General features: G+C 72.0%; 13 protein-coding genes. 1 reads left to right on the top strand and 12 read right to left on the bottom strand.

Features of this window, described 5'->3' with window-relative positions; all coding sequences use genetic code 11:
* The 11 genes from AB0K00_RS38535 to AB0K00_RS38485 form a co-directional block, all read right to left on the bottom strand.
* Positions 1–350 (bottom strand): hypothetical protein (locus tag AB0K00_RS38535; RefSeq protein ID WP_363531360.1); only part of this gene is annotated, 350 nt, incomplete at its 3' end.
* A gap of 23 nt (positions 351–373) precedes the next feature.
* Positions 374–2,566, bottom strand: coding sequence for an MMPL family transporter (locus AB0K00_RS38530; RefSeq protein ID WP_363531358.1), 2,193 nt, complete (start codon positions 2,564–2,566; stop codon positions 374–376).
* A gap of 35 nt (positions 2,567–2,601) precedes the next feature.
* Positions 2,602–3,144 (bottom strand): TetR/AcrR family transcriptional regulator, encoded by a 543-nt coding sequence (locus AB0K00_RS38525; RefSeq protein WP_363531355.1) that lies wholly within the window; start codon positions 3,142–3,144, stop codon positions 2,602–2,604.
* A 121-nt stretch (positions 3,145–3,265) separates the two neighbouring features.
* Positions 3,266–3,631, bottom strand: a complete 366-nt coding sequence (locus AB0K00_RS38520; RefSeq protein WP_363531352.1) for a hypothetical protein — start codon at positions 3,629–3,631, stop codon at positions 3,266–3,268.
* Between the two features lie 80 nt (positions 3,632–3,711).
* Positions 3,712–4,692 carry a BadF/BadG/BcrA/BcrD ATPase family protein gene (locus AB0K00_RS38515; protein WP_363531349.1) on the bottom strand — a complete coding sequence of 327 codons (981 nt, stop codon included), beginning with the start codon at positions 4,690–4,692 and terminating at the stop codon, positions 3,712–3,714.
* Positions 4,689–5,930, bottom strand: coding sequence for a 6-phospho-beta-glucosidase (locus AB0K00_RS38510; RefSeq protein WP_363531347.1), 1,242 nt, complete (start codon positions 5,928–5,930; stop codon positions 4,689–4,691). Before AB0K00_RS38510 ends, AB0K00_RS38515 begins: the two co-directional genes overlap by 4 nt.
* Positions 5,927–6,748, bottom strand: a complete 822-nt coding sequence (locus AB0K00_RS38505; RefSeq protein WP_363531344.1) for a carbohydrate ABC transporter permease — start codon at positions 6,746–6,748, stop codon at positions 5,927–5,929. Before AB0K00_RS38505 ends, AB0K00_RS38510 begins: the two co-directional genes overlap by 4 nt.
* An 82-nt stretch (positions 6,749–6,830) precedes the next feature.
* Positions 6,831–7,742 carry a sugar ABC transporter permease gene (locus AB0K00_RS38500; RefSeq protein WP_363531342.1) on the bottom strand — a complete coding sequence of 304 codons (912 nt, stop codon included), beginning with the start codon at positions 7,740–7,742 and terminating at the stop codon, positions 6,831–6,833.
* 1 nt (position 7,743) lies between these two features.
* Positions 7,744–9,054: an ABC transporter substrate-binding protein gene (locus tag AB0K00_RS38495; RefSeq protein ID WP_363531339.1), complete on the bottom strand. Its 1,311-nt coding sequence runs from the start codon at positions 9,052–9,054 to the stop codon at positions 7,744–7,746.
* Positions 9,055–9,223: 169 nt separating this feature from the next.
* A complete protein-coding gene (locus AB0K00_RS38490) occupies positions 9,224–10,363 on the bottom strand; it encodes an ROK family transcriptional regulator (protein ID WP_363531336.1) in 1,140 nt (379 codons plus the stop codon).
* A gap of 73 nt (positions 10,364–10,436) precedes the next feature.
* Complete coding sequence (locus AB0K00_RS38485) at positions 10,437–10,817, bottom strand: DUF1992 domain-containing protein (protein WP_363531333.1); 381 nt, start codon at positions 10,815–10,817, stop codon at positions 10,437–10,439.
* Between the two features lie 14 nt (positions 10,818–10,831).
* Here AB0K00_RS38485 and AB0K00_RS38480 point away from each other — a divergent pair, with 14 nt between their 5' ends.
* Positions 10,832–11,422, top strand: coding sequence for a DedA family protein (locus AB0K00_RS38480; protein ID WP_363531330.1), 591 nt, complete (start codon positions 10,832–10,834; stop codon positions 11,420–11,422).
* Between the two features lie 6 nt (positions 11,423–11,428).
* On the opposite strand, the gene AB0K00_RS38475 is transcribed toward AB0K00_RS38480, so the two are convergent.
* Positions 11,429–11,575 (bottom strand): hypothetical protein, encoded by a 147-nt coding sequence (locus tag AB0K00_RS38475; protein ID WP_363531327.1) that lies wholly within the window; start codon positions 11,573–11,575, stop codon positions 11,429–11,431.
* Between the last annotated feature and the right edge of the window lie 50 nt (positions 11,576–11,625).

The raw sequence follows: 11,625 nt of genomic DNA, 5'->3' as shown, positions 1-11,625 counted from the left end.
CGGGTCGTGGCCGCGGCCGGCGCCCTGCTCGGCCGGCGTGTCGGGGAAGATCCAGAACGGCCGGTGCTGCCAGCCAGGTCGAGCCGTTCGCGGAGCACGCCGTCCCAGACGGGCAGCCACGCCCGGCCGTCGTCGGGCAGGTGCACGACGCTGTGCGGCGAGACCGCGGCGACCCGGCACCAGGCGGCGAACTCGACCAGCGCGCCGCGGGAGCCGGCGAGCAGGCCGTAGCCGTGCCGGCCGAGCGGCGAGCGGGCCGCCAGCTCGGCCAGCGGCGAGCGGGGCCGCAGCACCCGCCCGTCCGGGGACAGGTGGACCCGAGCCCGCAGCCGGACCGCCCCGTGTGTCACGGCCACCGATGGTAGAGCAGGACTCAGACGTGCACCGGCTCCGTTGCGGGGTCCGGTGCGGCGGCGAGGTGCTGGCGCAGCTTCTCGCCCTCGATGTCGACGTTCGGCAGGATCTTCGACAGCCAGCCCGGCAGCCACCACGCGGACCGGCCGAGCAGCGACACGACCGCCGGCACGATCGTCATGCGGACCACGAACGCGTCGATGGCGACGCCGATGGCCAGGGCGAAGCCCATCGACTTGATGACCGGGTCGTCGAGCAGGATGAAGCCGGCGAAGACCGACGTCATGATGAGCGCCGCCGCGGTCACGACCCGGGCGCCGTGGCCCATGCCGCTGATCGTGGCCTCCTGCGGTCCGGCGCCGTGCACGTAGTCCTCCCGCATCCGGGAGACCAGGAACACCTCGTAGTCCATGGCGAGGCCGAACAGGATGCCGATGAGCAGGATCGGCAGGAAGCTCACCAGGGGTCCGGGCGTGTCGAGGCCGACGAGCGAGGCCAGGTGCCCCTTCTGGAACACCAGGACGGTGATGCCGAAGGTCGCGCCGACCGTGAGCAGGAACCCGGCCGCGGCCTTCAACGGCACCAGGATCGAGCGGAACACCAGCATCAGCAGCAGCATCGACAGCCCGACGACCAGCAGCAGGTAGCGCGGCATGGCGTCGGAGAGCTTCTCCGACACGTCGATGCCGACGGCGGTCTGGCCGGTCAGCGCGATGTCTGCGCCCTGGACCTGCCTGACCTTGGCACGCACCGCGTGGACGAGGGTCTCGGTCGCCTCGTCGGTGGGCCCGGTCTTCGGGATGATGCCCAGCAGCGCGGTCTTGCCGTCGCGGCTGAAGTTCGGCGGGGTCGCGGCGAGCAGGTTCGGGGTGCCCTGCAGGACGCCGAGGGCCTCCTGCGCCTTGGCCTTCGTGGTGTCGGCGGAGTCCGTGGACACCAGCAGCGCGAGGCGGCCGTTGAAGCCGGGGCCGAAGTGCTGCTCGATGACGTCGGCGGCCTTGCGCGCGGGGGAGTCGGTGGGACCGGCGCTGGCGCCGGGCAGCGCGATGCGCATGTCGGCGGCCGGGATGGCCAAGGCGCCGAGGCCGACGACGCCGATGAGGAGCACCGGGATGCGGAACCGGGTGATCGCCCGGGCCCAGCGGAACCCGAACCCTTCGACGTGCTTGGCCACGTTCGCGTTGGGCGCGCCGGTCGCGCCGGTCCGGCGCAGGCGCCGCGGCAGGATCCGCTGGCCGGCGAAGCCGAGCAGCGCGGGCTGGAGGGTGATCGCGACGAGCACCGCGACCGCGACCGTGCCAGCGGCGGCCAGGCCCATCACCGTCAGGAACGGGATGTTGACGACGGCGAGACCGGCGAGGGCGATGACGACGGTGGCGCCGGCGAACACGACCGCCGAGCCCGCGGTGCCGACGGCGCGTCCGGCCGCCTCGTCGGGGGCGATCCCCTCGACCAGGTTCTGCCGGTGCCGGGAGGTGATGAACAGCGAGTAGTCGATGCCGACGGCGAGGCCGAGCATCAGCGCGAGCACCGGCGCGGTGCTGGTGAGCTGGACGGCGCCGCTGAGCGCGAACAGCCCGGCCATGCCGGCGCCGACGCCGATGAGGGCGTTGAGCATCGTCATGCCGGCCGCGACCAGCGAACCGAACGTCACGACGAGCACGACGAGGGCGATGAGGACACCGATGCCTTCGGTGCCACCGACCTCGGGCTCGGCGTTCATGACCTCGCCGCCGTGCTCGACCTGGAGACCGGCCTGCCGGGCCGCGGCGCCGCTGGCCTCGTAGGCGGAGCGCTGCTCGTCGGTGACCTTGTCGGCCCGGTCCTTGAACTGGACCGTGATCATCCCGTATCGCCCGTCCTGCGACAGGGCGCCGGTCTGGAACGGGTCGAGCGCGCCGAGGACGCCGGGAAGCTTCGACGTCTCGGCGATCAGGCCCGCCACGGCGCTCTTCGACGCGGCCAGCTGCTGGCCCTGCGGCGCGCCGATGACGATGGTGCCGGTCGCGCCGCTGGCCTCGGGGAACTGCGACTTCAGCGCGTCGATCGCCCGCTGCGACTCGGTGCCCGGCATGGTGAAGTCGCTCGAGGTGGGACCGCGGAACGCGGCGGCGGCGCCGCCGAGCCCGCCGAGGACCACCACCCAGATGATCAGCACGAGCCAGCGGTGCCGGAACGAGGCACGCCCCAGCCGGTAGAGCACGGTTGCCATGTCGGTCGTCCTTTGTCCTGAAGTTGCGAGAGGGGTTACTGCAGGGATTCCAGGGCCCGGCCGGCGGTGGCGATGAGCGCCGCCCGCAGGGTCGCGTCGTCGAACTCGGTGCAGGCGAAGATGACCGCGGGCAGGCCGGCGAGCACGAACTTCGCGGCCAGCCGGGACTGCGCCGTGCCGGAGGAGCCGGCGAGGGTCGCGTGCAGCTGCTCGGTCAGCTCGTGTACCGGCCGCAAAGCGGGCTGCAGCAGCAGGGCCGGCAGGTCGCCGTAGATGACCTGGATCTCGCGGCGGTGCCGCATCGCCAGCTCGACGAAGCCTTCGACGGCGATGGTCCGCGCGGTGTCCGGGTCGGGTGCGGCGTTGACGGCGTCGAGCAGGTCGGCGAGCTCGGCGATGGCGGGCGCGCACAGCTCGGTGAGGATCGCGTCCTTGCTGTCGAAGTGGTACAGCAGGGTGGCCTTGGAGCAGCCGACCTCGGCCGCGATGTCCTGCAGCGAGGTGCCCTTGTAGCCGGACTCGGCGAACTGGCGGCTGGCGGCGGCGATGATCTCGTCGCGGGTCTTGCTGCGGGCCATGGGGTTCACCTCCGACGGTCAGCATGCCTGACCGATCGGTCAGAACCTGACCGATCGGCCAGTTCTGTGCCTGACCTCACAACCCCATCGGCGGCGCGCCGCCGGGCCTGAGCCCCGTGTGTCAGCTCGCGACGCTCAGCGGGGTGCCCGTGGTGTCGTCCACGACAGGCCTGCCTCGAAGCGGAAGTTCCAGCCGGATGGTCACGACCTGCGACGTCGTGTCCACCGTGCCGCACGTGACCAGGTCGCGAACGAAGGCGACCATCCGTATCGAGGCCAGGCTCTCATCGACATAGAGCTGCACGAGCTCCTGGCAGCTCGAATACGTGAGATGAACCTGAAGGGTGCGCTCGCCGCTGTTGGGCGCGACGACGACCATGCCGATCGGCACCCGGGGCAGGTCCGGCGAGCGTGTCAGCCACACCACGGCCGCCACGACCACCGCGGCTGCCGCCGCGACCAGCCACATCCCGCGCCGCCGGTTCATCCGGACCCCCGTCCCGTGCCACCGTCACCTCACACGCACGGTAACGGTGGTCGATGCGTTCTGTCTCCCCCGGCCGGACCTCAGAGGGCGGCGCGGACGGCGGCCTCCACCTTGGTCGGGACGGGACCGCCGTGCAGGGCGTCGAGGGCGAGCAGCGCCGCGCCGGCGACCGGCGGCGACGTGAGCACCGCGACCGTCGCCTGTGGTGACAGCGCCGCGATCCGGGCCACGATGTCGGTGTGCAGCTGCGGGTGGCGGGCGGTGAGGACCCCGCCGCCGAGCACGACCGTGTAGGGCGAGTCCAGCAGCGACAGCCGCCCCGCCGCGACCCGCACCAGCGCCTCGATCTCGGCGGCGAGCCGCTGGACGACCCGGGAGGCGACCGCGTCGCCCGCCGCGGCGACGGCGAACAGGACCTCGCACAGCTCGTCGAGGCGGGCGGCGGGCAGCTCGCCGAGGTGCAGCGCGACGCTGACCGCCTCGACGTCCGGCAGCCCGAACGTGGCGATGACGGCGGCGGACAGGGCGGTGGCGGGGCCGCGGCCGTCCTCGCCGCGCACCGCGTGGTAGAGCGCGAGCGCGGCGAGGTGCTGCCCGCCGCCCCAGTCGCCGGACAGCTGGCCCAGGGCCGGGAAGCGCGAGGTGTGCCCGTCGCGGCGGCGGCCGACGGCGTTGATCCCGGCGCCGCAGACGACGCCGACCGCGTCCGGGGCGGCGGTGCCCGCGCGCAGCAGCGCGAACAGGTCGTTGTCGACGGTGACCGCGTCGGCGAGGCCGAGCCCGGTCACACCGGCGTCGAGCCGTTCGACCTCGACGGGCAGGTCGGCGCCGGCGAGGTACGCCGACAGCCGGCTCAGCGGCAGCGCCGCCGGGAGGGCCGCGGCGGCCCGGGCCCGGCGGACCAGGTCGCCGAGCTGTTCCAGGCAGCCGGACAGCCCGATGACGTGCGGGGAGATGGTGGGTCCGTGGATCCGGGCGAGGATCCGGCCGTCGGAGTCGCCGAGGACCACGTCGGTCTTGGAGTTGCCGCCGTCGACCGCCGCGAAGAGCTGAGCGGTCACGACAGCCACGCGAGGTGGTCGCGGTTGGCGGCGAGCAGGTCGTCGGTGAGCCGGGTCGCCTGCTCGTGCTGGCCGACGAGGGGGTGGGCGAGCAGCGCCTGATACACCCGGTCCCGCCCGCCGTGCACGGCCGCGTCGACGGCGAGCTCCTCGTAGGCGCTGACCGCGCCGACCAGCCCGCGCAGGTGCGGGGCGAGGGGGGTCACCGGCAGCGGGGTGGCGCCGGCCGCGCCGACGCGGCAGGTGACCTCGATGACGGCGTCGTCGGGCAGGAACGGCATGGTGCCGGCGTTGCGGACGTTGACGGCGTGGATGCCGCCGTCGTCGTGCTGCAGGGAGGCGATCAGCCCGACGGCCGCCTCGGAGTAGAACGCGCCGCCGCGCTGCCCGAGCAGCTCCGGCTTCACCGTCAGGGTGGGGTCGGCGTACATGCGCAGCAGCTCGGTCTCGATCTCGGAGACCTTCGCGCCCCGGGTCGGCTTGCCGCGCTCCTCCTGTACCACGAGGTCGTGGCAGTAGAAGTACCGCAGGTAGTACGACGGCACGTTGCCCAGGGTGGTCAGGACCGACGCCGGGATCTGCACCTCGGCGGCGACGTCGTCAAGGTGATCGGCCAACAACGATGGCAGCCGGTCCACGCCGTCCACGTACGCGGCCCGCTCCCACGTCAGGTGGTTCAGCCCGACGTGGTCCAGGACCACCGACGACGGGTCGACGCCGAGGGTCGCGGCGAAGCGGCGCTGGAAGCCGATCGCCACGTTGCACAGCCCGGCGGCCCGGTACCCGTGGTCGAGCAGCGCCCGCGTCACGATCCCGACCGGGTTGGTGAAGTTGACGATCCACGCGCCGGGGTCGGCCCGCCGGGCGATGTCCAGCACCACCGGCACCGTCCGCAGCGCCTTCGCCAGGCCGCCGGCGCCGGTGGTCTCCTGCCCGACGCAGTCGCAGGCGAGGGGGAACGTCTCGTCGCTGATGCGGGCCGCCTGCCCGCCGACCCGCAGCTGGATGACCACGGTGGACGCGCCGGCCAGGGCGTCGTCGACGTCGGACGTCCACCGCAGCTTCCCCGGGTGTCCGTGCGCGGCCATGAGCCGCCGCGCGAACGCGCCCACCACCTCGAGCCGCTCGTGGGCGGGGTCCAGCAGGACGATCTCCGAGGCGAACGGGGCGAGCCGCGCGAACCCGTCGATGAGCTCCGGGGTGTAGGTGGAGCCACCCCCGACGACGGCGATTTTCAACCTTTGACTCCTGTCAACGTGACACCTTGTACGAAGGCGCGCTGGGCGAAGAAGAACAGCACCACGACGGGCACCATCGTGAGGATGGTGGCGGCGCTGACGAGGTTCCACTGCACATGATGCAGCGTCTTGAACGAGGCGAGGCCCAACGACAGTGTCCAGTTGTGCTCGTTCTCGCTGGTGTAGAGCAGCGGGCCGTAGTAGTCGTTCCAGGCGTAGAAGAACTGGAACAGCGCCGCGGCGGCGATCCCGGGCCGCGCCATCGGCAGCACCACGCGCAGCAGGGTCCGCCATTCGCCGCAGCCGTCGACACGGGCCGCGTCGAGGTATTCACCCGGGATGGTGAGCAGGAACTGCCGCAGCAGGAAGATCGAGAACGCGTCACCCAGCAGCATCGGCAGCACCAGCGGCCACAGCGTGCCGGTGAGGCCCCAGTTCGCCCACATCAGGTAGAGCGGCACCGTCGTCACCTGCGGCGGGATCATCATCATGCAGACGATGACCACCAGGTACACGCCCTGCCCCCGCCAGCGCAGCTTCGCCAGGGCGTAGGCGGCGGGGACGCTGGCCAGCAGCATGAACGCGGTTGCCGCGACCGAGTAGAGCACGGTGTTGAGCAGGTACCGCGGCAGCGGCGTCTTGCTGAACACGTCGGCGTAGTTGGCGAAGCGCCACGGGTCCGGCCAGTAGGACGCGGTCAGCGCCTGCGAGTCGGTCATGAGCGAGGTCAGCAGCAGGAAGATCACGGGTGCGACGAACATGACGCACAGCGCGATCGTGAGGCTGTGCCTGGCCGTCCACAACAACCAGCGGTTCATGCCGCCACCTCCGCTGCGCTCCGGTGTCGGCCTGAACCCGACCTGTCACATGATGAGCGGGCCAAGCCGCTGCGCTGCCCGCTCATGTCACCTTCAGGGATCGGCGCAGCAGCAGCAGCGAGACGGCGAAGGCGACGAGGAACAGCACGACCGCCATCGCGTTGGCGTAGCCGAGGGCGCCGTAGCGGAAGCCCACGACGTACAGCCACAGCGGGTAGGTGAACGTGGAGCCCTCCGGGTAGCCGAAGGTCGAGGAGATCCCGGCGCCGGTGGTGGCCTGCCCGCTGGCCGCGGACGCGGCGACGGCCGCCTGTGCGAAGTACTGCAGGGTCGTGATGACCCCGATGACAGCGGTGAACGTGACGACGGGCGAGATGTGCGGCAGCGTCACGTGCCGGAAGCGCTGCCACGCGTTGGCCCCGTCGATCTGGGCCGCCTCGAGGTGCGCCTGCGGCACGTCCAGCAGCGCCGCCAGGTAGAGCACCATGACGTCGCCGACGCCCCACAGGCCCAGCAGGACCAGTGACGGCTTGGACCAGTCGGGGGAGTTGAACCACAGCGGCCCGTCGATGCCGATGTGCGCCAGGGCGGTGTTGACCGGGCCGACGCCGGGTTTGAGCAGGTACACGAAGGCGAGGGTGGCCGCGACCGGCGGGGCCAGGGCCGGCAGGTAGAAGATCGTGCGGACGATCCCCGCGCCGCGCTTGACCGAGGTGAGCAGCATCGCGGTGGCGAGACCGCCCAGCATCCGGGCCGGGACGAGGATCGCGCACAGCCACAGCGTGTTGACCGCGGCGCGGGTCAGGAACGGGTCGTCGAACAGGTGCCGGTAGTTGCGCAGCCCGACCCATTCCGGGGTGCTGAGCAGGTCGAACTTCGTGAAGGAGAAGTAGACCGCGGACAGCAGCGGATACAGGAAGAAGACCACGATGCCGACCGTCGCCGGCGCCATGAACGAGGCGACGGTCAGCGCGTGGCGGAGCTTGTGGTGCACGTTACCCGCCCAGCTGCAGCAGCGAGTTGACCTGCTTGTCCACCTCGGACAGTCCCTTGCCGAGGTCGGTGGCGCCGCCGCTCTGCCACGTGTCGCAGAACGTCTGGAACGTCTCCTGGTACGCGGGCCCGGCCGACGACGGCGGCGTGGTGCTCGTCTTCGGGTGGTTGAAGATGTCCACGAACGTCTTGAACTCGGGGTCGAGCTTGAGGTCCGGTGAGGCCAGGGCCTCCTTGGTGGACGGGATGTTCTTGAGGGTGTTGGCGAGCTTGACGATGGCCTTGGTGTCGGTCGTCAGGTACTTGATGAGCTCCCAGGCGGCCTCGGGGTTCTTCGCGGTGCGGGAGATGCCGATGACGTTGCCGGTGACGTAGCCGGAGCCGTAGCGGTCCGGGGTGGACGTCGGCATCGGGGCGACCCCGAACTGCAGGTCCGGCGACTGGTCCTTGGCGAACGCGATGCGGTACTCGCCGTCGAAGTTCATCGCGACCTGGCCCTTCTGGAAGGCGTTCGCGTCGGAGTACTCGTCGCCGAGGGAGGCGCGGAAGGCTTCCAGCTTGTCGTAGCCGTACCAGTCCACGAGGTCCTTCTGCCACTTCAGCAGGGTCTGCCAGGCGGGGTCGCCGCCGATCGCGGACTTGCCCTCGCCGGTGAGCCACTGCCCGCCGACCATCGGCCCGAGGTGCGACGGGGCGTTCTCGTAGAAGCCCCACAGCGGCAGGAACCCGGCGGTCTGGATGGTGCCGTCGGCGGAGCGCTTGGTGAGCTTCTTCGCCGCGTCGGTGAACTCCTCGAGGGTCTTCGGCGGGCCGGCGATCCCGGCCTCGGCGAACAGCTTCTTGTTGTAGTAGAGCCCGTACGCGTCGGCGAGGACCGGCATCGCGCAGCGCTTGTTCTTGTACTGGGTGTACTCCTTGACGGTCTGGGGGAAGCCGTCGAGGTTCACCTTGTCCCGGGTCAGATACTGCCCGAGATCCAGCCACGCGCCACTGGCGCAGAACTGCCCGACGATGTCGGTGGAGTAGGACAGCCCGACGTCGGGGCCCTGCCCGCCGCCGATCGCCTGGGTCATCTTCGAGTCGTCCTGGCCGGACTTGACCACGACCTTGATCTTCGGGTGGGACGCCTGGAAGTCCGCGACGACGCCGTCGATCGCGGTGGCCTCGCGGTCGGTGAAGAAGTGCCAGAACTCCACGGTGCCGGAGACGTCGGCGCCGGGGTCGGCGATCGGCTTGTCCTTCGGCCCGGGGGTGCAGGCGGTGGCGAGCAACGCCACCGCGAGGAGTGGTAGGAGAGGGACGATGCGACGCAAGGGGTTCCTCCTGGGGGTCGGAACGAACGGGTGCGTGGGCGCGCGGAGGTAGCCGGTCAACAGCATGTATTGACCAACGTGATTTGCATGGGGGATGGTGGTGGTAGCACGCGGACGTCGGTCGATGCCGCCAGATCGGCCGACGTCCGCGGTACAGGGGGCCCGGGTGCTACACGCTCGGCTGCCGCAGGGCGTCCAGCAGGGCCTGACTCACCGCGGACAGTGCGGCGTCCGCGGCGCCCAGCAGGGGAGCGTCGTCCTCGACGGTGCTCACCGCGATCTCCGTCTCCAGCGGTGCCGCCCGCGACATCGCCTTCGCGACCGCCTCGCCGAGCGCGGCCCCGCCGGCCCGGCCGATCTCGCCGCCGAGCACCACGAGCGACGGGTCGAGGACCGCGACGACCGCGGCGAGGCCGAGCACGATCCGCCCGGCCAGCTCGCGCACCAGCGCGGCGTCGGTGACCGGCACGCCCCGCTCCGCCGCCAGGGCCCGCACGGCCGCGCCGCTGACCAGGTCGTGGAAGTCCCGCGTGCCGCCCGTGCTCTGGTCAGTGGCGACCGGCATGTAGCCGATCTCGCCGGCGCCGCCCCGGGCACCGCGCAGCAGCTTCCCGCCGCCGAGGTCGATGGCCAGGCCGAGGCCGGCCTCGCCGAGCCACAGCAGCGCGAACCCGTCGGCGTCCGGCAGGCCCTGCGCGGCGCCGTGGGCGCGTTCGGCGAGCGCGGCGAGGTTGACGTCGTTGTCGACCTCCACCGGCACGCCGGCCGCCGCGGCGAGGTCGTCGACGAGGCCGCGGCGGCTCCAGCCGGGCACGTCGACGTGGTGGATGACCCGGTCCCGGGGGTCGAAGGCGCCGGCCACGGCGAGCTGGACGTGGGCGACCGGGCCGCGGCCGACGCCGGCCGCCGCGCACAGCGCGTCGATGGTGGCCGTGACCGCGGTGACCGGGTCGGTGCCGGCGAAGTCGACCGGGACGGCGAGCCTGGCCCGCTGGGCGCCGCGCAGGTCGTGCAGCGACGCGGTCAGCGACGGTGCGCCGTCACGCACCGACATCGCGACGGCATACGCGGCGTCGGGGTTGACCGCATACACCTCCGCGTTGGGGCCGGGCCGGCCGGTCTCGTGCCCGGCGCCGACGACCAGGTCGGCGTCGGCGAGCCGCTTGATCGCCTCGGAGATCGTCGGCTTCGACAGGCCGGTCAGGGAGCGCAGCTCGGCCCGGGTGAGCTGCCCGTGGTCCAGCAGGTGCCCGAGCGCGGCCGCCTCGTTCAGCGCCTTGAGCAGCTTGGAGGATCCCCCGAGCGGCATTTGCTGCCTCCTCCAACTAATAGGTAGACTGACTAACAGTTGTGGAGAACGTAAGCGGCGCCACGCCGTCGTGTCAACGGTCGATTCGCCAGTCCCGCACCACCGCATCCACGTCCAGCGCCGGCAGGATCGTCGCCGGCCCGTCCAGGAGTCCGCGCCGGGCCAGCTCGATGCGCCGGTTCAGGTCCGCGACGACCGCCCGCACCCGCTCCTCGGTCCGCAGCGTCGGCAACAGCTCCGGCAGGTCCTCGACCTCGCGGCGCAGCCGCAGCGTCGGCGGCACCCCACCCGGCAGCCCTTCCCGCCGGGCGAGGTCGCGGATCCACCAGTCCTCGTCATAAAGCTCACCGCGGTCCGGCAACGGCTTCCCGGCGCCCGGCAGGTCGTCGAACTGCCCCTGCTCCTGCGCTTCCCGGATCTGCCGGTCGATGTGCGACTCGTACCAACTCGACATGATCTGATTGTCCCGTGGAGCAACTGGAGCGCTACGGCTATCCCGCCCTCGCACTGCTCGTGCTGCTGGAGGGGATCGGCATCCCCACCCCCGCGGTGAGCGTGGTCGTGGCCGCCGCGGTGCTCGCCGGGCACGGCCAGATGAGCCTGCCGCTGGTCGCCGCCGTCACCTTCGCCGCCGCGGTCGCCGGCGACAACCTCGGCTTCTGGCTCGGCCGGCGCGCCGGTCGCCCGGTGATCCTGCGGTGGGGTCGCCGGGTCGGGCTGACCGAGCCCCGGCTCACCCGCGCCGAGGAGTTCTTCGCCCGCCGCGGCCGCAACATCGTCGTCGTGGCCCGGTTCATCGACGGCCTGCGCCAGACCAACGGCCTCATCGCCGGCGCGATCGCCCTGCCCTGGCGCCAGTACGCGGTCCGCGACGCGATCGGCGGGGCGCTGTGGACCGCGCTGTGGGTGTCGGTCGGCGCCTTCGCCGGCGGCAACCTGGACCGCGTGCACGCCTTCGTGCGCCGCTACGAGCTCCCGGCCCTCGTGGTGGCGGTGGTGCTCGCGGTGTCGTTGGTGCTGGTGTACGTGTGGCGCCGCCGACGCCGCGTCACCTCCTGACCGGGGTCAGCAGGCGTCGTCGGCCTGTTCACGGAACTGCTTGAGCGACAGGGCCACCTCGCCCGGGTCGTGCCCGTCGTGCCCCCAGACCTCGCCGGCCTCGAGGCCGTCCAGGTCCGCCAGGGTGAACTCGACGGATGCCGGATGCGGCACCTTGGTGAAGGCGCTGACGACGTAGCGCCCGCCGGCCGCGAGCCGCGGGC

The organism is Dactylosporangium sp. NPDC049525 (genome assembly GCF_040676755.1).
Classification (GTDB): domain Bacteria; phylum Actinomycetota; class Actinomycetes; order Mycobacteriales; family Micromonosporaceae; genus Dactylosporangium.
This window is presented reverse-complemented; position numbering and strand designations above follow the sequence as displayed.

Bases quoted from the DNA above. Each gene is read 5' to 3' on its own strand.
- AB0K00_RS38530 (WP_363531358.1), bottom strand. From the start codon at position 2,566: ATGGCAACCGTGCTCTACCGGCTGGGGCGTGCCTCGTTCCGGCACCGC.
- AB0K00_RS38525 (WP_363531355.1), bottom strand. From the start codon at position 3,144: ATGGCCCGCAGCAAGACCCGCGACGAGATCATCGCCGCCGCCAGCCGC.
- AB0K00_RS38520 (WP_363531352.1), bottom strand. From the start codon at position 3,631: ATGAACCGGCGGCGCGGGATGTGGCTGGTCGCGGCGGCAGCCGCGGTG.
- AB0K00_RS38505 (WP_363531344.1), bottom strand. From the start codon at position 6,748: ATGAACCGCTGGTTGTTGTGGACGGCCAGGCACAGCCTCACGATCGCG.
- AB0K00_RS38490 (WP_363531336.1), bottom strand. From the start codon at position 10,363: ATGCCGCTCGGGGGATCCTCCAAGCTGCTCAAGGCGCTGAACGAGGCG.
- AB0K00_RS38485 (WP_363531333.1), bottom strand. From the start codon at position 10,817: ATGTCGAGTTGGTACGAGTCGCACATCGACCGGCAGATCCGGGAAGCG.